This window comes from Lacticaseibacillus salsurae, from assembly GCF_045862175.1.
Classification (GTDB): domain Bacteria; phylum Bacillota; class Bacilli; order Lactobacillales; family Lactobacillaceae; genus Lacticaseibacillus; species Lacticaseibacillus salsurae.
In genome coordinates this window covers 22,132-41,598 of the sequence record NZ_BAAFZI010000019.1, presented here as the reverse complement: position 1 = coordinate 41,598, position 19,467 = coordinate 22,132, and the positions used below count along the sequence as shown (strand labels likewise).

Annotated in this window: 23 protein-coding genes; 16 read left to right on the top strand and 7 right to left on the bottom strand. The window is 47.5% G+C overall.

Annotated elements, in window-relative coordinates; translation table 11 throughout:
* Positions 1 to 490: transposase (locus ACKTSG_RS07370; protein WP_407893424.1), on the top strand; the 490-nt coding region annotated here is incomplete at its 5' end.
* A gap of 136 nt (positions 491 to 626) precedes the next feature.
* Here ACKTSG_RS07370 and ACKTSG_RS07365 read toward each other — a convergent pair.
* Positions 627 to 1,244 (bottom strand): helix-turn-helix domain-containing protein, encoded by a 618-nt coding sequence (locus ACKTSG_RS07365; RefSeq protein ID WP_407893422.1) that lies wholly within the window; start codon positions 1,242 to 1,244, stop codon positions 627 to 629.
* Between the two features lie 424 nt (positions 1,245 to 1,668).
* Here ACKTSG_RS07365 and ACKTSG_RS07360 point away from each other — a divergent pair, with 424 nt between their 5' ends.
* Entirely contained in the window at positions 1,669 to 2,214 is a 546-nt protein-coding gene (locus ACKTSG_RS07360) for a helix-turn-helix domain-containing protein (RefSeq protein WP_407893420.1), read from the top strand.
* Positions 2,215 to 2,385: 171 nt separating this feature from the next.
* Here ACKTSG_RS07360 and ACKTSG_RS07355 read toward each other — a convergent pair whose 3' ends face one another.
* On the bottom strand, positions 2,386 to 3,264 hold the full coding sequence (locus ACKTSG_RS07355; protein ID WP_407893418.1) for an AraC family transcriptional regulator: 879 nt from the start codon (positions 3,262 to 3,264) through the stop codon (positions 2,386 to 2,388).
* Between the two features lie 106 nt (positions 3,265 to 3,370).
* Between ACKTSG_RS07355 and ACKTSG_RS07350 the strand changes: the two genes are divergently transcribed.
* Positions 3,371 to 4,180: a Cof-type HAD-IIB family hydrolase gene (locus ACKTSG_RS07350; RefSeq protein WP_407893416.1), complete on the top strand. Its 810-nt coding sequence runs from the start codon at positions 3,371 to 3,373 to the stop codon at positions 4,178 to 4,180.
* Entirely contained in the window at positions 4,173 to 4,781 is a 609-nt protein-coding gene (locus ACKTSG_RS07345) for a sugar O-acetyltransferase (protein WP_407893414.1), read from the top strand. The genes ACKTSG_RS07350 and ACKTSG_RS07345 overlap by 8 nt, the downstream gene beginning before the upstream one ends.
* A gap of 152 nt (positions 4,782 to 4,933) precedes the next feature.
* Here ACKTSG_RS07345 and ACKTSG_RS07340 read toward each other — a convergent pair whose 3' ends face one another.
* Together ACKTSG_RS07340 and ACKTSG_RS07335 are read right to left on the bottom strand one after the other, a co-directional pair.
* The gene (locus ACKTSG_RS07340; protein ID WP_407893412.1) at positions 4,934 to 6,151 is read right to left on the bottom strand and encodes an NADH:flavin oxidoreductase/NADH oxidase family protein; all 1,218 of its coding nucleotides are present in this window, start codon (positions 6,149 to 6,151) and stop codon (positions 4,934 to 4,936) included.
* A gap of 71 nt (positions 6,152 to 6,222) precedes the next feature.
* The gene (locus ACKTSG_RS07335) at positions 6,223 to 6,546 is read right to left on the bottom strand and encodes an ArsR/SmtB family transcription factor (protein WP_407893410.1); all 324 of its coding nucleotides are present in this window, start codon (positions 6,544 to 6,546) and stop codon (positions 6,223 to 6,225) included.
* A gap of 296 nt (positions 6,547 to 6,842) precedes the next feature.
* Between ACKTSG_RS07335 and ACKTSG_RS07330 the strand changes: the two genes are divergently transcribed.
* The 6 genes from ACKTSG_RS07330 to ACKTSG_RS07305 all read left to right on the top strand — a co-directional run bounded on the left by ACKTSG_RS07330 (position 6,843) and on the right by ACKTSG_RS07305 (position 12,244).
* Positions 6,843 to 7,997 carry a cation:proton antiporter gene (locus ACKTSG_RS07330; protein ID WP_407893408.1) on the top strand — a complete coding sequence of 385 codons (1,155 nt, stop codon included), beginning with the start codon at positions 6,843 to 6,845 and terminating at the stop codon, positions 7,995 to 7,997.
* A gap of 1,291 nt (positions 7,998 to 9,288) precedes the next feature.
* A complete protein-coding gene (locus ACKTSG_RS07325; RefSeq protein WP_407893406.1) occupies positions 9,289 to 9,894 on the top strand; it encodes a helix-turn-helix domain-containing protein in 606 nt (201 codons plus the stop codon).
* Between the two features lie 95 nt (positions 9,895 to 9,989).
* Positions 9,990 to 10,751 carry a helix-turn-helix domain-containing protein gene (locus ACKTSG_RS07320; RefSeq protein WP_407893404.1) on the top strand — a complete coding sequence of 254 codons (762 nt, stop codon included), beginning with the start codon at positions 9,990 to 9,992 and terminating at the stop codon, positions 10,749 to 10,751.
* Positions 10,752 to 10,808: 57 nt separating this feature from the next.
* Positions 10,809 to 11,210, top strand: a complete 402-nt coding sequence (arsC, locus tag ACKTSG_RS07315) for an arsenate reductase (thioredoxin) (protein WP_407893402.1) — start codon at positions 10,809 to 10,811, stop codon at positions 11,208 to 11,210.
* 91 nt (positions 11,211 to 11,301) lie between these two features.
* Positions 11,302 to 11,457 (top strand): hypothetical protein, encoded by a 156-nt coding sequence (locus ACKTSG_RS07310; protein ID WP_407893400.1) that lies wholly within the window; start codon positions 11,302 to 11,304, stop codon positions 11,455 to 11,457.
* A gap of 58 nt (positions 11,458 to 11,515) precedes the next feature.
* Entirely contained in the window at positions 11,516 to 12,244 is a 729-nt protein-coding gene (locus ACKTSG_RS07305) for a glycosyltransferase family 2 protein (protein ID WP_407893398.1), read from the top strand.
* Here ACKTSG_RS07305 and ACKTSG_RS07300 read toward each other — a convergent pair.
* The gene (locus ACKTSG_RS07300) at positions 12,197 to 12,880 is read right to left on the bottom strand and encodes a DUF554 domain-containing protein (protein ID WP_407893396.1); all 684 of its coding nucleotides are present in this window, start codon (positions 12,878 to 12,880) and stop codon (positions 12,197 to 12,199) included. The two genes, ACKTSG_RS07305 and ACKTSG_RS07300, sit on opposite strands and share 48 nt — an antisense overlap.
* Before the next feature lie 179 nt (positions 12,881 to 13,059).
* On the opposite strand from ACKTSG_RS07300, the gene ACKTSG_RS07295 reads away from it, so the two are divergent.
* The 4 genes from ACKTSG_RS07295 to ACKTSG_RS07280 all read left to right on the top strand — a co-directional run bounded on the left by ACKTSG_RS07295 (position 13,060) and on the right by ACKTSG_RS07280 (position 17,159).
* A complete protein-coding gene (locus tag ACKTSG_RS07295; protein WP_407893394.1) occupies positions 13,060 to 13,893 on the top strand; it encodes a pyridoxamine kinase in 834 nt (277 codons plus the stop codon).
* 12 nt (positions 13,894 to 13,905) lie between these two features.
* Positions 13,906 to 14,460 carry an ECF transporter S component gene (locus tag ACKTSG_RS07290; protein WP_407893392.1) on the top strand — a complete coding sequence of 185 codons (555 nt, stop codon included), beginning with the start codon at positions 13,906 to 13,908 and terminating at the stop codon, positions 14,458 to 14,460.
* A 116-nt stretch (positions 14,461 to 14,576) separates the two neighbouring features.
* The gene (gene cls / locus ACKTSG_RS07285; RefSeq protein WP_407893390.1) at positions 14,577 to 16,031 is read left to right on the top strand and encodes a cardiolipin synthase; all 1,455 of its coding nucleotides are present in this window, start codon (positions 14,577 to 14,579) and stop codon (positions 16,029 to 16,031) included.
* 12 nt (positions 16,032 to 16,043) lie between these two features.
* On the top strand, positions 16,044 to 17,159 hold the full coding sequence (locus ACKTSG_RS07280; protein ID WP_407893388.1) for an AI-2E family transporter: 1,116 nt from the start codon (positions 16,044 to 16,046) through the stop codon (positions 17,157 to 17,159).
* A gap of 57 nt (positions 17,160 to 17,216) precedes the next feature.
* Here the strand turns inward: ACKTSG_RS07280 and ACKTSG_RS07275 are convergent, their stop codons facing one another.
* The gene (locus tag ACKTSG_RS07275) at positions 17,217 to 17,480 is read right to left on the bottom strand and encodes a hypothetical protein (protein WP_407893386.1); all 264 of its coding nucleotides are present in this window, start codon (positions 17,478 to 17,480) and stop codon (positions 17,217 to 17,219) included.
* Between the two features lie 197 nt (positions 17,481 to 17,677).
* On the opposite strand from ACKTSG_RS07275, the gene ACKTSG_RS07270 reads away from it, so the two are divergent.
* Positions 17,678 to 18,553, top strand: a complete 876-nt coding sequence (locus tag ACKTSG_RS07270) for a metal ABC transporter solute-binding protein, Zn/Mn family (protein ID WP_407893384.1) — start codon at positions 17,678 to 17,680, stop codon at positions 18,551 to 18,553.
* Positions 18,554 to 18,704: 151 nt separating this feature from the next.
* Entirely contained in the window at positions 18,705 to 18,995 is a 291-nt protein-coding gene (locus ACKTSG_RS07265; RefSeq protein WP_407893382.1) for a metal-sulfur cluster assembly factor, read from the top strand.
* 46 nt (positions 18,996 to 19,041) lie between these two features.
* On the opposite strand, the gene ACKTSG_RS07260 is transcribed toward ACKTSG_RS07265, so the two are convergent.
* On the bottom strand, positions 19,042 to 19,383 hold the full coding sequence (locus ACKTSG_RS07260; protein ID WP_407893380.1) for a hypothetical protein: 342 nt from the start codon (positions 19,381 to 19,383) through the stop codon (positions 19,042 to 19,044).
* Positions 19,384 to 19,467: the final 84 nt, after the last annotated feature.

Sequence of the window (19,467 nt, the reverse complement as noted above, 5' to 3'; positions counted from 1 at the left end):
CAAATGCGTCTACCACGAATTCAAGTATCAGGCCGCGTCATGGGGTAAAGCTCGCCGTGTTATCGTATGTTCTACTCATACGGCAGATGAGCTAGTTCCCTGGAACCACGCATTCGTAGTGACCAGCCTGGCCTCCGAGGCTCCAGAGACTTTGTTCAAGACCTATAGACAGCGGGGCAATGCTGAGAACCAAATTAAGGAGCTGAAATGCGGGTTTGGCTTTGACAAAACAGACAGCTCAACTTTTGCACGGAACACTGCACGAGCCTTGATCACCGGTATTGCCTATAACCTGGTTCAGCTCTTTAAACAGCTCTTTGTCTCGGAAGACCGTCGTTCAACCATCTCCTCGCTACGGTTCAGCCTCTTTCACATCGCCGGTAGGATTACTTGGCACGCCCGTCGTGTGGTGATTCATCTTGCTTCTAACTATGTTTACAAGAACTGGTTTAGTCGGCTCATGGACGAAGTCCATCAGTTGGCGACCTGAACTGAATAACTGAATAGGTCGTGCGTCGAGCCGAAAACTGGGTCGGTCTGTTCGTGGTGCATCGATCACCAACTTCTCCGCTCAGTCAGTATTCGCAACGATCCAAACGTTGCTTTCAGACCGGCCAGATGCGATTTCATGTCCCCAATACCGAGGTGAATAATCCAGGATCAATAAAGTATTGCACCGGTAGCATATCTACATAATCATTGATGGCAAGGTCGATCCGATTGTAGTGACCACCGAGTTCATTTGCCTTTTCAAAGAAGTCATACCAACTCCGATGTTGAGCGAGTAGCAGACACTCGAATTCGCGACAGCCTTCACCTTTCAGTTCAAGTAGCGTACCGCGATCGTCATCTTCTGGTGAAGTGAAGATTTGCATCGCGCCGTGTTCAAACTTACCGGTATAGCCGTAGAAGCCCCAGTTGTCCGGCGCGAAGAATATTGGCTTAATCTGCAACAATTCGGTCATGATGGGGATTGCATCATGAGTGGGGAAGCGAATACGGACATAGTCAATCCACATTGTCAGTGCTTCGTCACCGGATAGCTCACGGTAAGCGCACATCAGTTGGCGTCGCATATTGTCGTTTAGCGGTCTTTTGCCGCCGAGTAGCTGATTCAGGTAACCACGAGTAATCCCGACCTTATCGGCCACTTGTTGTTGCGTCAATTTCTGCTTGGTCATCAAGTCCCAAAACTTGCCTAACCAATCAGTGACCACGATTCCCGCAGTCAAATCATTTTGCATTGGCATTTTCTCCTTTGTTTTCTGGTGTTTACAGCTTTTTTAGCCTGTTGACACTCTGTCTCTACGGGGAATGCCTTGCCTACGGCATTTCTACCCTGTGTTTTGTTAGTACGTTCCTATCTCTGCCCCCCTATTAGACACTGGGGGCTTGAGGCGGCCGGCTAACGCCGACCGCCGCCGACCGCCGCCGACCGCCGCCGACCGCCGCCGCTCGCGCTAGCGGCTTTCGCGCTGCACGCCGCGCACGGCGGCGTGGATTCCTCCTTTCATCACTAATCGTATTGACAAGCTATACGTTAACGCAATGATATCAAGACTTTCAACAGATTTCCTTAGCTTTTTCATAGCTACATAACTTTTAAATATAGTTTTGCAACTTGATATAGGTATTGCTGTTTGGTAATCTGATAACGAGGTGATCAATATGACAAAAGTGCACTATTTTGGCCCAAATCTAAAACGGCTCCGTATTCAAAGCGGGTTATCCCAAGCAGAACTTGGAGCTGCTTTGGATACTCCGGTTAACGGACAAGCTATTTCTAACTGGGAACGTGAGAATAACCACCCAACCTACGAGAACTTGATCGGCATTGCTAAATTTTTCAATGTTATGCCTTCAGAACTTTTGAGAACAGAAAAAGAGACCGCAGTTGGAGAAACTACGGCCATTCTTGATCGAATTGACGAATATATGCCAAAGGTGACGGAAATACGTCGGGTTATGCATATGATGAAGGATTTCTCACCGCGACAATTGGATGGATTATCGGAACAGCTTGATCAAATCATGCAATACTTTCGCCCGTACACACCTGTTGATGAAGACGGTGAACCGAAAACGGATCAGAATGGTCGAAAGATCACGAAACAATCCAAGTATCGAGATATACCTATTAAGGAAATTCATCAAGTTTACCAGGAGCTTAAGGCCATACAATCATACCGGGATGATCAGCAGAAACGGGATTGACTGATAACAATAAGGGACTAGATACAATTCGATTTTTCCAAGCAAAGTAACAACTGGATTATCACCGACGGCATCTAAAAAAGCCTGGCATACATGCCCACTGCAATCCACGAGCATGTATGCCAGGCCTTTATGCTTTCCAGAAACCCAACAGAATTCTATTGCCAATTTCTATTTTTTGTTTGAGACACTCTCTCGATATTCCAACGGAGTACAACCAAAAAGTCTTTTGAAAGTTGCGCAATAATAGCTGACCGACTGGAATCCAGAATTAGAACTAATTTCCTTTACTGACATATCTGTCTTTGCAAGTAACTTTAGACTGATGTCGAGGCGGTATCGTGTGAGATATTCGGTTGGGGTCTGTGCCAAATAATTACGAAATATATTAAAACATCGAGTTCGAGAAACTTTGCCAGCATCGGCAATATTATCGATCTGAACTGTCTCAAAATAATGGCGATGTATATAGTCAACCATTTTCCAAATTTCCTGATTATTTACAGTATGTTCAGTATTTCGCGTTGAGTGACCCATAAATTTGATGCACTTACTCATGGCTTTCATACATTCTACCTGAACATCTATCATATTCGGCTTGGGGGTACTCATTAACCCATGAATTATCCGCGCAGCGGAAGCAAGCTCTTGTGCTGCCTCGCTTTTACAATCAAACAACAGGTAATCTTCTGATGACCGCCCAAATGAATTATCTATCTGCTTTTGAATAGAGCTACAGCTACTATCGAAAAGGCTTGGTTCGACAATCATGTCAATGAACGTGCACTCATCTTTGGTGTCGGAAAATCCGTAGTGCATTCTCTTACTGTTAACAAGGAGAATACTTTTTGGTAAGAGTGGAACAATTTGACCATTTATAAAAAAATCCATAGTTCCATCAAGAATAGAAACAATTTCGACCCCACTATGCCAGTGACACGCGCCCCAATATCCAAAATGGGAAAGTTTATTGATTCGCACATAGAGTGGAAAGTCGTTGATGTTATACTGCATTTCTTCAGAAAAATCTGAGAATACCTTTATTTCCATTTTGTCGCCTCTGTACGATTTTTATATTCATCCGCGCAATATTAACATTCTACCGCTAATTTCGCGCCTTATAATGGAACTATACTGATACTAGGAGTGAAGTTCAATGAGATCCGTAAAACTTATCGCTACAGATATGGACGAAACTTTATTAACATCAGACAAACACGTTCCAGAAGAATTTTATAAACTTGTAAGTCAGTTAGATCATGTCGGCGTTGTCACAGCGATTGCCAGTGGACGGCCACTGTACACACTGAAAGCTCAATTTCCAGATTTGCCTTTGGCTTTCATTGCAGACAACGGTGGCGTTGTTGAATTTCATGGAGAATTGATTCATCAAGCAAGGTTAAAAACAGAAGATTATCAGAAGATGATCAACTTTACACTTCAACAAACAGCTGGAATTCCAATTCTGTGCGGCCTGAACTCAGCGTATATTCCAAAGATTTTTGAAGCCTCACTTAATCACCTCAAGTATTTTTATTCAGAAATTAAAGCTGTAGAAGATTTTGAAAACCTGACGCTCGCGGCAGATAAGTTTACCGTGTACTTTCCCGATAAAAGCAGTAGGACTGCGTATTCGACGATTTTTCGGAAACCATTTGAACATGACTATTCCGTTCAAGTTAGCGGAAGTGAATGGATTGACTTTATGCCGTTAGGAACAGATAAAGGGATCACAATTAAGTACCTTGGTTCAGCACTAGGCATATCTCCAGACCAAATGATGGCCTTTGGAGACGCTGAAAACGATATTCCCATGCTGACTGTCGTTGAGAAAAGTTACGTCGTTGCAAATGCCATACCCGAAATGTTCCAGTACGGGAAATATAAAGCCAATACAAACGATCAACATGGCGTAACTGAAATTATGAGCCAAGTATTAAATTCCCAAGGAGAAGCAAATGAATAATATAGAACGAAAGCATCGAGAACTCCCTTATCACTACGACGATCCGAAGTTAATGGGAAAGCAATCAGAATATCTGGAAACTCTTTACGACTTCAATCAAACACGACCAAATCAATCAAAGTTAAAAGAAAAGTTACTGCAAGATATGTTTGCGGAGATAGGACAAGGGTGCCACATCGAAACACCCCTTCATGCAAATTGGGGCTGTCATAATGTCCATTTTGGAAAGGGGATTTACTGCAACTTCAACCTAACTCTTGTTGATGATGCTGAAATAAAAGTTGGAGATTATTGTATGTTTGGGCCAAACGTTGTTATCGCAACATCTGGGCATCCTGTGCTCCCAATTCTTCGCGAGCATCATTATGTGTACAACATTCCCGTATCTATTGGGAAAAACGTATGGATTGGCGCCAACGTATCCATTCTTCCAGGCGTAACCATTGGAGATAACACAGTTATTGGGGCCGGAAGTGTCGTCACTAATGATATTCCGGCAAACGTTGTGGCTTTTGGTGCTCCATTTAAGGTAAAGCGTGAAATAAGCGATCACGACAGACAGTTTTATTTCAAACAGCGCCGTCTCGATGTAACCGACTAGTTGAGTTACTAAGCAAGCTTTCAGAGAGCATCGAGCCATTTTGAAAATTCATTGCAAGCATTGTTAACAAAGCCACCGGCCAAGCCAGTGGCTTTTTATCCCCGCTCTAGATTAAAAATACTTATTTGGCGCAAATAATGTCCGTGCCATCTCTATGCCCGCTGCGGCATCAATACAGACCAACCTTGAGTATGAAACGCGAAGCACAATGGACGCCAAGCGTTTTTCGTCAGTTTCACCGGTTTGCCGCCAGCGATACGCACCATTTGCATTTCGTAGTAGCTCAAACCGATATAAGCACCAGCTTTGCGATCTAGACATGGCAGTCCAGTCGAAAGCCGCTCTAAGTTGATTTCAGTGAAGGCGCCTTTTTTGACCTGGTTGGGTAAGTCTGGAATTAAGGCGGTCGCACGTGCTAAGCCAACCATTTCGGCTTCATGATTGGTGACCGCGGTTTCCATTCCGTGTAATGTTCTGAAGCCTCCGGTGACGGCGATTGGGGTATCGATTCCCGCCTTGGCCTTAGCAGCGTAGTCAATGAAGAAGGCGCCCTTACGATTGTCCCCTTGAATCACTGTGTTTTCATAATTACCGCCAGAGATTTCAATCAGGTCTACCCCTAAATGCGCCATCCGGTGGATCACCTGAATTGATTCCGCTTCGCTAAAACCACCAGCACGAAAATCAGAGGAGTTAATCTTCAAGCCGACTGGAAAAGCAGCACCGACTTGTTCACGAATGGCCAAATACACTTCCTCAATGATCCGCATCCGATTCTCAAGTGAACCACCGTAGTCATCAGTGCGGCGGTTCGATAATGGTGACAAGAACTGATTGAGCAAATAGCCATGCGCGGCGTGAATCTGCACACCGCCAAACCCAGCCATTTTAACAATCGCCGCCGAGCGGGCAAATTTGGCCACGATTGCATGAATTTCTTCAATAGTCAACGCCCGTGGTGGATTGAACGCAAAAGCATTTGGCCCTTCCAGTGGCACAGCGCTTGGTGCGACGGGATGTAAGGCGACGTGTTTGGCAGCTTGACGACCGGGATGATTCAGCTGGACCCAAGTTTGCGCACCGTTCACGCTACCGGCCTTGGCCCACTCTTGCAAGAGCGGCAAGTCGCGATCGTCTTCAATCACCACATTACCTTTTTCACTAATCGCTTGAGCATCGATCATGACGTTACCAGTGATCAACAAGCCTGTGCCGCCATTGGCCCAGGCTCGATACAGTGCGATCAAGCGCGCTGTGGGCCGAAAACGCGCATCACCCATAACTTCGCTCATTGCCGGTTTCATGAACCGATTCTTAATTTTAGTGCCGTTAGCCAACATCAGCGGCTGAAACATGATAGATTGATTCATATGGTTTTCTCCTATTTTTTAACGTTTAGACATTTAAACTTATAGGCCTTAAAAATGATCGTCCAAAACGACTATTCTTTGCCTGCGACATCTGCCTCAAGCGCGGTGACCAGTTGTTTGAGTAGTCCGAGTGCGTCTGCCATGTTGGTGCGGTAGTAGCGCTCTGTTCCGACTTGGTTGACCGCTAATATTCCAGCATCACGCATCAACTTGAGATGATGCGAGACTGCTGGGCGTGACAGCGATAATCGATCTGTGATTTCACTGACGGTAAGTTGATCGGTTTGGCAAAGCATCAGCAAAATCCGCTGTCGGTTCTCATCGAGTAAGATAGATAATACCGGAGCGCTTTTTTGAAAAATCGCCAGCGTTTCCTCTGAATTATGTTTAGTCATCGATACCTCCTGTATAATGGTTCTAACGTTTATCCGATTAAACATTAAAACTTATTCTGTAATCTTTGTCAAGTACAATCTAAAGGACAGAAACATAGAGAATCAGCTTTTTTTCAAGAACCGTAACCCAGGCTCGATGTGTGCTTCACTTGAAGATGGCGGCACGATTTGCTAAAATTGAAAAGATGTTATTAAAACTTAAATAGATCAATCGGTTGACGTAAGCTCAAGGTTTTCTCTTTCAGGGGTGTGAAAGAGGTACTTGGCTTACGTTTTTTGTATGAGGAGGTTTTGGTTTGGAATTTTTAGGCGCACTTGTCATCATTTTGATTGCTACCAGTTTAATCGGCCACTTAGCAGTGCGGATTGGCATTCCGGCAGTGATCGGTCAGTTGCTCGTTGGTATCGTGCTTGGCCCAGCATTGTTGAACTGGGTGCATCCCAATGAGTTTGTTCATATTTTCTCAGAGATTGGGGTTATTATCCTAATGTTCATTGCCGGATTAGAGAGCGACCTCACGTTGTTGAAAAAATACTTACGTCCTAGTGTGATTGTTGCATTGTTGGGCGTCTTGGTCCCGATGGTGCTGATTTATCCAGTCGGGCTTTGGTTCGGACTGACCCAGTTTGAAAGCCTATTTTTGAGTGTCATCTTTGCTGCCACATCTGTTTCGATTTCGGTGGCCGTGATGAAGGAGTTGAGCATACTTGATAGTAAAAGTGGTTCAACAGTTCTTGGCGCGGCGGTAGTCGATGATGTGTTAGCGGTTGTTTTACTCAGCATCATGGTCAGTGTGATGGGCACGACGACGGGTTCGACCACGCAAATCCCGCTGGCCCTGACGTTTTTGGAGCAGTTAATCTACTTTGTCGCGATTTATTTCGTCGTGCGCTTCATCGCCCCGATTCTCGCCAAGCTCGGAACCAAATTACTGATTCCAGTCGGGCCCACGTTAATGGCTATGATCTTATGTTTTGGCATGGCGTATATCGCGGATCTGATCGGGCTGAGCGCGGTGATTGGCGCTTTCTTTGCCGGGATCGCGATTGCCCAGACGCACGTCGCTCATGAAGTCGATCAAAGTATTGAACCGATCGGCTACGCGATTTTCATTCCCGTGTTCTTCGTTTCGATTGGGCTGAACATGTCGTTAGCCGGAATCGAACACGACTTGTTGTTGATCGTCGTCTTGACCGTTGTCGCAACGCTGACTAAGCTTTTGGGTGCAGGTGGCGGTGCCAAATTATCTGGGTTTACTTTAGATGAATCATACTTGGTCGGTGCAGGTATGGTTTCACGCGGAGAAATGGCCTTGATCATTGCGCAGATCGGCTATCAAGCCAAGCTGATCAGCGGGGATTACTATTCAGCAATCATCACCGCAGTCATCTTAACAACGTTGCTGGCACCGTTTCTGCTCAAACATGCTGCGCGTCGCATTAACGCCTAGATACAAAGATACGGTCAATCCTTAAATCACGGATTAGCGGTATTTGTTTGCCTACCCTTGCGGATCAGTCACGCGGTATTGTAGCCACAGCGTATCTTCGTCTAATACCGTGGCGGTTTGTAACCTGAAACCGATTTGACGCGTATGCTAATCGTGATTGCGCCAGAACTAAGCCATCGCAACGAACAGAGGCAACGTCACATTGATCCGCTCCAATCCATTATGAGATCGCCAGTTGGGATTGGTGAGGAATTTGCTGATTTCTATGTTCAATGACACGGCGGTCACCACAATATGTTGGCTCAGCGTGGCTCGTCCAGCAACGCGGCAATCATAAATTCCGCGCTTTCATTTGAGCGTATTCTTAGGACAGACCTTAGTGTGGACCTATAATGCAAGGAAGAAGTGTTTTTAGCACTTAATCTCGACAAAAAGAGCCTACTGAAAATCAGTAGACTCCAAACTTGAGATGGCACATTGGTGGCACATTCCAACAGCGTTTTATATAATGTTGGGACAACAATACGCTCTAAAAAGCGTGTTATACTGCGATTCTTAGATTTAAGCATTTAAGAATATTATTTCCCGGGAAATGTTCAGACCTGACAAAATCGAAAGTCAAACCATTTACTTTCATTGCCACCCATGACTGCCAAATTGTATCAATTACTGACGTGGTCATATTGCCCAACGCGGGGTGCAGATGGCATTGAGGTTTTAAGTATGCGCTCGGCTTGTCTGGAGAACAGGCTGGTGTTTCGTCGAGGCAGGCGATCAACGGCGTTAAGAGGGAGTTTGTCTTGATGTCGGTTATTGATGATGTTGATGACATGTTTCGTTTAGAAAACAGGCATGCTATAATCACGATATAGAAAAAAGCCGGCATGTTTTTGAACGCAACATGTCGGCTCAGCAGGCCGTTAAAGACGGCTGGCATATAAAAGTTAGTCCAATCTTAGGATCGTCAAACTCCGGCCAAGAAGTTTACTGACGATCTTTTTGATTGCCAACAATTGCTTGAACGATGACGACATTTGCTGGATTGTTGATTACCCTTGGCGGTTGAAAAGCAGAAATCATGACACCGTGATTGGTTATGTGCGTGATGAAAGTTGTGATATGGCACATGTTCCGAATTTAATCAGATGATCCAACGTCAACCCCAGCGTTGGCGTTTTTTTGTGTTTGATCAGTCGATCGCGCAAATGCGTCAGCTGGTTGCGTGCTTGCAAAGGCTGGTTGCTGGTAGAATAGAGCTAAAGTCCTTAAGGTGATTGGTGGAGGTGCAACAATGACGATCGGCGAACAACTCACAACGGCGCGCAAGGCTCGCAAGTTGACCCAACAACAAGTGGCAGAGCAATTGCACGTCACGCGGCAAACGATTTCCAGCTGGGAAGTCGGGCGCAGCTATCCGGATCTGGCGAGTGTGGTCGCATTATCGGAATTTTTTGCGCTTTCCTTAGACCAATTACTTAAAGGGGATGCAAAAATGATGGCAGATGCAAAATTTAAAGAAGAAGAACGGCGCGGTGCCAAGGTGATGTATTGGGGCGCTTATGCCGTGAACTTGGTATTGTTGGCTTTGGTGATCATGCATCAATACCACATTGTCGGGGTGACGATGGGGTACACAACGCGCGCGGTTTTTGTGTTGATCATGTTGATCAACTTGGTGGTGTTGTTATACGCCACGCGCAATTATCGGCGGGTAGCCGGTCCGTTAACGTCGCAAGCCAAAAGACGCAGTCAGTGGCTCACCGGCTTGATGCTGTTGCTGGCTTTGGGGTTGGTATTTTTACTGTTTGGCTGGTCAATGCGTTTGGTCGGCGTTTTAGTCGGGATGACAGCCGTTGCGGTGGTTGCGAAGTTGCTGATGCGCCGATTTTGGCGATAAGCAGTTAAATTGTTCAACGTCACAGTTTGTGACTGGCCCAAAACTAGCCAAAAGTGCTTGCCAATGTGCGATAATCTCAGTGGAGGCAAGGGCTCATGAAAATTGGAGAGAAGTTGGTGGCCGGGCGTCAAAAGCAAGGCTTTACCCAACAAGAAGTGGCCGATAAGCTATTTGTCACCCGGCAAACGGTGTCACAATGGGAACATGATCAACGCAAGCCAGATCTTGAGAATGTGGCCCGTTTGTGTCGGTTATTGAAATTAGACGCTCGCGATTTGCTTGAGGTAAACGATAGGCACAGCGATACGATGATTGAACTGCTTGGCGTGCCGGCCTTCGCCAATATTAGTCGCGCCATTGCCACGCATCCGGCGTATATGCATGCTGTAGTCGCAGGTAAGCAGTATCCCCACAACTCAACCCCAAAGTGGTTACACCGTCTCACTGCCGGTTATCAAATGGCGGTCGGACAAGCCGAATTTGGCGACATCGTGACGTTGAAAGATGAGCACGGCCAGGTGTTTTATGCCAAAATGCCCAAGCGGGTGACGATCGCGTTATTGCAGTCGGTGATTTTTCCGTCGATCGGACTGGTGCCACTCCCGCAAACTCGCTACCGCACCTTAGTGACCATCGATCACATGCACGTGTTGATCCCGACGCCTACTGTGGTGCCAGCGTTGTTTGATTGGGCCAAAACCTACCAAGTTGTCGTCCAAGATCCTATGCAACTGGCGGCCCACCGCCAAAGCCTTGATTTTAAAGCATTGACGCAAACACAATTTGACAAGTTAGCAGCGGGGACGCCATATGCGATCATTTATCAACAAAGCGGCGGGAACATGGCACCGTGGTAAAACATTGACAAGTCACCCTGATGCCGGCATACTAACGGGATAGAAAGGGTGCCTTTGATGAAAAAAATCTATTTTCTATGTACTGGCAATTCCTGTCGCAGTCAAATGGCAGAAGGCTTTGCCAAGCAATTGCTTCCTAGCGACTGGCAGATCCAAAGTGCTGGCATCGAAACCCATGGCTTAAATCCTAAAGCGGTGCAAGTGATGCAAGAAGTTGGCATCGATATTTCGCAGCACACGTCCAAGTTGATCGACCCAACTTATTTAAATCAGTGCGACTTGGTGGTGACATTGTGCGGGGATGCCCGCGATCGTTGCCCAGTGACGCCGAAAAGCGTGACCAAATTGCACTGGCCACTGCCAGACCCGGCTGCCGCAACCGGCACGCCTGCCCAACAGCTTGAAGTGTTCCGTGCGGTGCGCGATCAGATCAAAGCCCGTATTTTGCAATTAAAGTGAACTTGGAAAGTCCTAGCGTGAGTTAGGGCTTTTTTCTTTGGGCAAAATGGGGTATAACAAGATTAGAGAAAGATTAAGGGAGTTGGAGATTATGATGATGAATTCACGAGACATGCGCCGCTTTGACGAAGATCGCGGGTTGGATCGGGTTGCCGATGCCTATTGGACCAACGCCGGTGTGAAGGCAGCTGGCGGCTTTATTGCCTTGGTGGTGATCGCCGTGATCGCCTTGTTAGCGATTTTCTAATGCTAAAGTTTGACGCAAATTAAAGAAGCGCCCATGATATGCCTAAAAGGAGGCGATCATGGTGCGCTTTTCTGTTATCGTACCGATGTATAATTTAGGGGAATATTTATCCCCAATGTTAGCAACGTTGGCCAATCAAACTGAGAATTTCGAATTGTGGTTAGTTTCAGATGGGTCAACGGATCAAACTTTTCCGCGGGCCCAACAATTCGTTCGCGGCATCGCCAACTGGCATGCCTTAGAAGTGCCACATGGCGGCATTGGCGCTGCTCGCAATGTCGGGTTGGCGCATGCCACAGGCGATATTATCGCGTTTGTCGATGGCGACGACCGCTTAGCACCGGATTTTGTGCAAACACTTGAAGCGGGTTTTTCAAGTCCAGACATTGTGGCCACAGCAGTCGGCTATCGCTGGTGGGGTGTCAGTCAACATTTTGCTCCAGGATGGTTGACGTTAGATCAGCGCGATATGTTTGATCAAGTCACGCAACATGGCAGTGCCATTGGCGGTTATGTCTGGAATAAAGCCTTCAGGCGCGATGCGATTGGGAATCTACGTTTTGATGAACAGTTGCATATTGCCGAAGATTATTGGTTTACGGCAAGTTTTGTCGCGCAAAATCCCAAGCGTTACGCGTTTGAGCCCAATGTGCGTTATGTCAAAGTCATGCGGCCTAATAGCACCATCCATACGGCCAACCGCCGCCAAGAAGCGCAAGTGTTTGACCGCATCCATGCGTTAGCGCAACATTTGGATCGCGGCGACGACGACGATCGGGACGACTAATGCCGGCAGCAGGTTCAAGGTTTTGATCGGCTTTAACCCTAAAATGCTGATGCCAGAAGCTAAGATCAACACGCCGCCAACGATGGACAACTCCGTGATCATGGCATTAGAAATCGCGCCGGCTAATAATTTGGCCAATAAATAAATACCGCCTTGCCAGCAAAACAATACCGGTGCCGCTAAAATCATGCCAAAGCCAAACGTCGTCGCCAAAATCGTTGACGTCACCGCATCTAGCATTCCGTTGGTCAATAACATGGTGATATCGCCTTTAAGCGCGGCAGTGATCGGCCCGACGATCGATAAGGTGCCGATACAATAAAGCAAAATGCCAGTCGCTAAGCCTTGGGCCAAGCCTTGTTGGCCTTGGTGCTTGGCCAGCAAGCGATTGAAGCGGCCGTCAAGATCCAAACGACTGCCGATCAACGCCCCAATGGCGAGGCTGGCGATAAACAATACTGGATATTTGGAATCTGGCATGTGGCTGATGGTGGTGTTGAGGCCAATGGCGATCACGCATAAACCCAGCGCTTCCATCAACATTTGATGGGTGCTGGATTTGATGCCACGTTTGCCTAGCGCGCCTAAACTGGAACCTAATATGATCATTGCGGTATTAAAAAGTGTGCCTAACATGAAGCCCTCCTGTGAACGGTTTGATCTATCTTAAACACGCCAGCAAAGGGTGCGTCAACCTGGAAAGACAAGTTGTAGGCAAACGGCAGTAACAACGTGGCGGTCTTTTTCTGAAAATGCTAGTAATTTGATGAGAATTCGGTTAAAATTAAAGGCCGTTAGTGAATCAGGAGGACAAGATGCAATCACAAGTGATCATCAGTCAAGATCTATCTGGTGTTGGCCAAGTGTCAATGGCCGTGGCGGTGCCGTTGATCGCCGCATTCGGCCATCAGCCGCTGTTATTGCCCACGGCTTTATTATCCGCCCATACCGGCTTTGCCAACAACACTTATTTTGATCTTTCCGCACAAATGCCCAAGATCTTAAGCCACTGGCAAGACTTAAACATCAAGCCACAAGCGATCTTACTAGGGTATTTGGGCCAATCCGCGCTTAACGTGTGGCAAAAATGGCTACCGCAATATGCAAACGTTGGCATTAAAGTGATCGATCCGGTGATGGGCGACCATGGGCAATTATATCGCGGCTTTGACGACACGTATGTCCAAGCGATGCAACAGTTAGTCCGACTTGCCACAGTCATCACGCCAAATCCGACTGAAGCCCAGTTACTCTTAAATGAGCCGCTCAGTGCCGATCCTTTGTTACCTAAAGCCGCCACAGCCTTAGCGCAGCGTTTGGCGGATCGGTTTCATGTTGATGTGGTGTTGACGGGGGTCAATATGGTCAATGGCCGCGTTGGTGTGGCAGTGGTTGAACAAGGTCAAGCACGACTGTGGCAAACCCAGCGTTTGTCTGGCGAATTCTTTGGTACTGGCGATATTTTTGCCGCAGTGTTGTGTGGGGCGCTGGTTGAAGGAATCGATTTGATCGAAGCCAGCCATTTGGCGATGAATTTCGTCGCGCGGGCGCTGATCACAACGTTGGCAGATAAATCCGATCCGCGTTTTGGCGTCGCGTACAGCGCTGAATTGCCATGGCTGTTGCACACCATTTCGACAAGAATTTAGGAGGAGTCGTTCATGAAACGTACCACGAATTTACGCAAGTTGGTTTTTACCGGCTTGTTTGCTGCCATTATTTATATCGGGATCTGGATGTTGCGCATCCCGCTGCCTGCCATTGTCGGCCGGCCATTTATCCATTTTGGTAATACCTTGATGGTATTGGCGATTTTATTTTTAGGCGGGACTTATGGGTTTGTCGCCTCAGCGATCGGCTTAGGCGGCTTTGATGTGTTGAACGGCTATGCCGCCACCAGCTGGTTGACAGTGTTGGAATGTTTGGTGATGGCGATCGTGGTGTCCAGCTTGTTTAAAGCCTTTGGCGGCAAAACGCATCGCTTGGCACCTAAAGCGTTGATCACCATCAGCGTCACTGCCGGGATCACCAAGATCATCACCAGTTATTTGGTGTCGATCGTTGAAGCAATGATGGTTGGGACCAGTTTTCATGTGGCGATCGTGGCCAGCTTCATGAGCTTGACGTCTGCAGGCATCAATGCGGTGTCCACAGCGATCGTCGTGCCGATCTTATATTTGGCCTTGGCACCAGCTTTCAAACGCTTAGATCGTTAACGCTTAAATCAGTCGGGCTTAGGCTTCGGCTGATTTTTCATGTCTTGGTGGCGTTTAGGCTTGTAATCTTCGCCGTATGCGGTAGTTTAGTAACCAAGAGGATCGGAGGCTGATTTATGAACTGGGAAACCATCAAAGTGATCATTGAAGTGGTGATCGTGCTTAACACCATCGGCGCGATTTTTACAGTGTTTCGAGAAAAGCGCGATATCGCCGCGACTTGGGCTTGGCTGTTAGTGCTGAACTTCTTGCCAGTGATCGGGTTTTTGCTGTATGCCTTTTTAGGCCGCAAGCTCACCCATCGCCAATTGGATAATATCCGCGCCCAACCTAACGCGGAATTGACTGATGCGTTAAAAGCCCAACAAGCGTCGGTGCCGCCTTATCGCGCCACAGATACCCATGCGCAAGCGTCAGTGAAAAATATGGTCCAGTTGTTTCAAGGCATCGATCATAGTTTTGTCACCACGAATAATGAAACGGCGATTTTCACCGATGGCCGCGCGTTGTTTGATGACTTGCAACAAGAGATCCGCGAGGCAAAACATCATGTGTATATCGAGTTTTACACCTTTTATGCGGATCAACTTGGCGCTGAGATCTTAAACACTTTGACTGCCAAGGCGGCAGAAGGCGTCGATGTGCGGGTGTTGTATGATTCTTGGGGCTCAATGGGCGCCAAGCCGGCGTTTTTTGCCCCGTTGCGTGATGCTGGCGGGTATGCGGAGCCATTCTTAGGGATCCATTCGAACTTATTTGATTTTCGCTTGAACTTCCGCAATCACCGCAAAATCGTCGCTATTGATGGTTGGGTCGGGTATATCGGCGGGTTTAATATCGGCGATCAATATGTTGGCCGCGATAAAAAATTCGGCTACTGGCGCGATACGCATTTGAAGCTGGTTGGCGATGGCGTGTTGGCGCTACAACAACATTTCATTCAAGATTGGGATGCCACTGCAGGCGACCACAAGCTGGATGTCAATCAGACGCATTTTCCTAAAGTCGACGAAGGCTTAGGTGATACGATGCTGCAAATCGTCACCAGCGGGCCTAGCGGGGATCTGGAACAGATCAAACTCGGGTATTTGCGCTTGATCAATTCCGCCAGAGAACATCTTTACATCCAAACGCCTTACTTGATCCCCGATGATTCCGTGATCAATGCGCTGCGCAGCGCGATCCATTCCGGGGTGGATGTGCGCATCATGGTGCCGCATATGCCAGATCACGCCTTTGTGTACCGAGCGACGCAATATTATGCGCATATGCTGGCAGACGATGGCGCCAAGATCTATTTTTACCAAAAAGGTTTCTTACATGCCAAAGTCGTCACCATTGATGACACGATCTCATCGATCGGTTCTGCAAATATGGATTTTCGCAGTTTCAAGTTGAACTTTGAAGCCAATGCGTTTATTTATAATTCGCAAGTCGCGTTGCAACTACATAAGATCTTTATGGCCGATGTTGCTGATAGCACCGAGATCACAGCAGAAGATTTTCGGAAGATGTCGTTGTGGCTTCGGTTCAAACAAGCTTTTTCGCGGTTACTCTCCCCAATTTTGTAAATGGAGGTCAAGATGAACATCAATCTCAAACAAGCGATCCGCGTGGCCGTGATCGTGGCGATTTTTTTGATCGGCTTGATCTATCCGGCCCAATTATTTGCCGCGCTGACCAACTTATTGACCATCGCCAAGCCTTTGATCTTAGGCGCCGCTTTTGCGTATGTGTTGAATTTGGTGTGTGTCCGCATTGAAAAGTTGCTTTGGCCACATGCCACCAGCCGCGTGGCTTTAGGGTTGCGCCGGCCGTTGGCACTGCTGAGTTCAGTGATCGTGGTGGCGGTATTGATCGGATTTGTGATGTGGTTGGTGATCCCGCAATTTATCACAGCGTTGACGAATTTCTTTGCCAGCTTGCCGCATACCATCAACTTGATCAACGACTGGCTGGCCAAGTCCCAACAAGCCAATGCTTTGACGAAACGTTTGATCTCTGCGCAAATCGACTGGTCTGATCTGCAACAAAAAGCCTTAAAGTTCATCACCTCAGGGGTCACAGATATTTTCTCCAGTTCAGTGTCGATCTTCACCAATTTAGCTGGCGGGATCTTCTCATTTATTTTGGCATTTGCGTTTGCGCTGTATCTAGTTGGTGGAAAAGAACGAATCAGTTCACATTTAAACCGCGTGTTGAACGCCTTTGTGCCCGCCAAACCGCTGGCCTATACGCGCTATGTGTTGCGGGTCGCTGATGACATGTTTTCACATTTCATCGTGGGACAAGTCACCGAAGCGACGATCGTGGGCACGTTGTCAGTGATCGGGATGTCGATTTTTCGCTTTCCCAATGCGATCTCGATCGGGGTGTTAGTGGGGATGACCACTTTGATCCCAATGTTTGGTGCCTTTATCGGCGGCGCTATCGGCTTTGTGTTGATCGCCGTAGCCAACCCGATGCAAGGGGTGGCATTTGTGGTGTATTTGGTGGTCCAACAACAACTGGAAGGCAACTTGATCTACCCGCGGGTGGTTGGCGGCTCCATCGGCTTGCCAGGCATTTTGGTGCTGGTGGCGATCACCATCGGTTCCGGATTAGCGGGGATCTTAGGCATTTTGATCGGGGTACCTTTGACGGCGACGTTGTATCGCTTGATCAAAAACGCCACCTTACAAAAAGAGCAACTTGAGTAAATCACTTGCACGCTAACAGCGCTGCGGATCTGCATTTCAGATTCTCAGCGCTGTTTTTTATAGGCCGCTGTAGGCATGCGGTGTTTGGACAAATCGTAGCAAGGTTAATAAGACTGGCAGGATTTGATCATGGTGGTGGCGGGCAAAACTGGATACCAGCGGCGCAAATGCGTTGCGGTCATCATAATAGCGGCGCTGATGCAACGCGGCATCACCGATATGCGTTAATTGCGTCACCAATTCAGGCTCTTGGGCGATTTCAGGGTCATCCAAGGCCTGTCGCACCAGGTTTGCGATGTCCTCATAGCGGGTTGTTGACATGCGTGGGTACCTCCATTGGGATTGAGTTGTTTTCCTCTGATCATTGTAACCACATCACGGAATGTTGAGGGAAGCTGACGATAAACGTTGGAAAATCGACGATGAACGTCACGCCTTAGCAGAGAGTTGCAATGAAGCGGGTGGTTTGCTATGATTGTTAATCGTAACTGTTACGATTAACAAATGGAGGAACCCGAATGCATAAACGGACTTATTTTACCGCCGCTTTGATCGGCTTGATCATGTTGCTTGCCGGCTGTGAGCAACGCCAAAGCCAAAACGGCAAATTACACGTGGTAGCCAGTGTGGATTTTTATGGGGAAGTGGCCCAACAAGTGCTCGGCAAATATGGCACGGTGACTTCAGTGATCAAAGATCCTAATGTGGACCCGCATGATTATCAACCCACCAGCCAAGTCGGCAAAACCGTGGCCCAAGCGGATGTGTTGATCGCTAATGGCGCCGGGTATGATAGCTGGATGACCAAACTGGCCAAGGCGCAACCTGATACGCCGATGATCACCGCCGCCAAAGTCGTTGGCGTGAAAAACGGCGAAAATGAACATATTTGGTATAAGCCCCAAGCCATGAAGTTGATGGCGACAGCCTTAGCGAAGCGCTTTGGTAAACTTGATCCCAAACATCGCCACACATACGCCCGCAACGCTAAACGCTATATGACCAGTTTGAAGCCACTAGACGAGGTAGTTAGCCGGCTAACTACCTCTGCCCAAGGCCAAGCGGCGATAGTCTCAGAGCCGGTGTTCAATAACGCCTTGCAAGCCATCGGCATGAAAGTGGCCGATGCGCATTTTGCCCAAGCCATCGAAGAAGGTAGCGACCCGACGCCAGCTGATATCCAGAAAAATACGCATTTGTTGACCCAGCACCAAGTCGCTTTTGTGGTGATCAACCAACAAGTGCAAAGCAAACTGATCACCAACTTGACTCAAGTCGCCAAAGCCAATCAAGTGCCGATCTTGCAGGTGACCGAAACCATGCCCCGCGGGAAAACCTATGTGCAGTGGCAGGTCAGCCAATATCGAAATCTAATAAAACTATTAGAAAAATAAACTTTTACTAAGATAATAATAAAAATTGGCTGATTGTTAGGTTATAGCACATCCAAATATGAACTTTATGAGAACACTTATCGTTTTCGTACATGAGAAAACGTTCCCCAAGCGGTATAATAATCATTGTACCAAGAAGGGAGCTGAGCACATGATCGATATCACCAAACAAGCGCGTACCGTGTTACGTAGTGTCATCGAACCAGTTCAAGGGGTGGATGTGGTCCGTTTAGGGCTGATCAACCACGTTGAAGTTGATGAGGATGGCAATTGTATCGTCACCATGCCGGAATCGGTATGGGGCAATCCCTTAGCAGAATCGACAGGCGAAGAAATTGCGCGGGTGCTCAAGCGTCTTGATGGCGTTGAACGCGTGGCGATCGATATGGTATGGCCACCGGTTCGCTTAGCCATGAAAATTCGAGAAATGTTAAATTGGTAATTAAAAAAACTGGTGCCGTCGCCGTATGGGCGATCGCACCAGTTTTTTAGTGGCTGCCAAAACTGGCGCCCCAAGTGGCCCCAGCCACGATGATCCCATAAGCCAGCGCTTGATGACGCAGCTGCTTGGCGTCATAATCATGGCAATCTTGGTGCAACTTCCCATATAATGCCCGCCCAACCGGCGATAAGGTCATCGGGCGAAAATGCGGCAGTTGGTATAATTCGATGTACATTGGCACGCGAATGGTTTCAATGGCGTCACCGTCGCTGAGTTGCTTGGCATACTTCAACAAGATTTGGTTGTATGCGGCGTTCCATTCAAAATCAGAATGCTCGGGATAAGCCTGGTCGATCAAGTCATAAAGTGCTTGGGCATTTTGTTCCATCAAGACGCCTCCAATGAGTTTCATGCCTTTAGTGTCGTCTCAAGAAAAATAGCCGTCCAGTTAAGTGACAAAAGTGTTCGCTGA

What these genes read in the sequence shown, in the direction of transcription:
- ACKTSG_RS07365 (WP_407893422.1), bottom strand. Translation starts at nt 1,244, where the DNA reads ATGCAAAATGATTTGACTGCGGGAATCGTGGTCACTGATTGGTTAGGC.
- ACKTSG_RS07360 (WP_407893420.1), top strand. Translation starts at nt 1,669, where the DNA reads ATGACAAAAGTGCACTATTTTGGCCCAAATCTAAAACGGCTCCGTATT.
- ACKTSG_RS07355 (WP_407893418.1), bottom strand. Translation starts at nt 3,264, where the DNA reads ATGGAAATAAAGGTATTCTCAGATTTTTCTGAAGAAATGCAGTATAAC.
- ACKTSG_RS07350 (WP_407893416.1), top strand. Translation starts at nt 3,371, where the DNA reads ATGAGATCCGTAAAACTTATCGCTACAGATATGGACGAAACTTTATTA.
- ACKTSG_RS07345 (WP_407893414.1), top strand. Translation starts at nt 4,173, where the DNA reads ATGAATAATATAGAACGAAAGCATCGAGAACTCCCTTATCACTACGAC.
- ACKTSG_RS07340 (WP_407893412.1), bottom strand. Translation starts at nt 6,151, where the DNA reads ATGAATCAATCTATCATGTTTCAGCCGCTGATGTTGGCTAACGGCACT.
- ACKTSG_RS07335 (WP_407893410.1), bottom strand. Translation starts at nt 6,546, where the DNA reads ATGACTAAACATAATTCAGAGGAAACGCTGGCGATTTTTCAAAAAAGC.
- ACKTSG_RS07325 (WP_407893406.1), top strand. Translation starts at nt 9,289, where the DNA reads ATGACGATCGGCGAACAACTCACAACGGCGCGCAAGGCTCGCAAGTTG.
- ACKTSG_RS07320 (WP_407893404.1), top strand. Translation starts at nt 9,990, where the DNA reads ATGAAAATTGGAGAGAAGTTGGTGGCCGGGCGTCAAAAGCAAGGCTTT.
- arsC (WP_407893402.1), top strand. Translation starts at nt 10,809, where the DNA reads ATGAAAAAAATCTATTTTCTATGTACTGGCAATTCCTGTCGCAGTCAA.
- ACKTSG_RS07310 (WP_407893400.1), top strand. Translation starts at nt 11,302, where the DNA reads ATGATGATGAATTCACGAGACATGCGCCGCTTTGACGAAGATCGCGGG.
- ACKTSG_RS07305 (WP_407893398.1), top strand. Translation starts at nt 11,516, where the DNA reads ATGGTGCGCTTTTCTGTTATCGTACCGATGTATAATTTAGGGGAATAT.
- ACKTSG_RS07300 (WP_407893396.1), bottom strand. Translation starts at nt 12,880, where the DNA reads ATGTTAGGCACACTTTTTAATACCGCAATGATCATATTAGGTTCCAGT.
- ACKTSG_RS07295 (WP_407893394.1), top strand. Translation starts at nt 13,060, where the DNA reads ATGCAATCACAAGTGATCATCAGTCAAGATCTATCTGGTGTTGGCCAA.
- ACKTSG_RS07290 (WP_407893392.1), top strand. Translation starts at nt 13,906, where the DNA reads ATGAAACGTACCACGAATTTACGCAAGTTGGTTTTTACCGGCTTGTTT.
- cls (WP_407893390.1), top strand. Translation starts at nt 14,577, where the DNA reads ATGAACTGGGAAACCATCAAAGTGATCATTGAAGTGGTGATCGTGCTT.
- ACKTSG_RS07280 (WP_407893388.1), top strand. Translation starts at nt 16,044, where the DNA reads ATGAACATCAATCTCAAACAAGCGATCCGCGTGGCCGTGATCGTGGCG.
- ACKTSG_RS07275 (WP_407893386.1), bottom strand. Translation starts at nt 17,480, where the DNA reads ATGTCAACAACCCGCTATGAGGACATCGCAAACCTGGTGCGACAGGCC.
- ACKTSG_RS07270 (WP_407893384.1), top strand. Translation starts at nt 17,678, where the DNA reads ATGCATAAACGGACTTATTTTACCGCCGCTTTGATCGGCTTGATCATG.
- ACKTSG_RS07265 (WP_407893382.1), top strand. Translation starts at nt 18,705, where the DNA reads ATGATCGATATCACCAAACAAGCGCGTACCGTGTTACGTAGTGTCATC.
- ACKTSG_RS07260 (WP_407893380.1), bottom strand. Translation starts at nt 19,383, where the DNA reads ATGGAACAAAATGCCCAAGCACTTTATGACTTGATCGACCAGGCTTAT.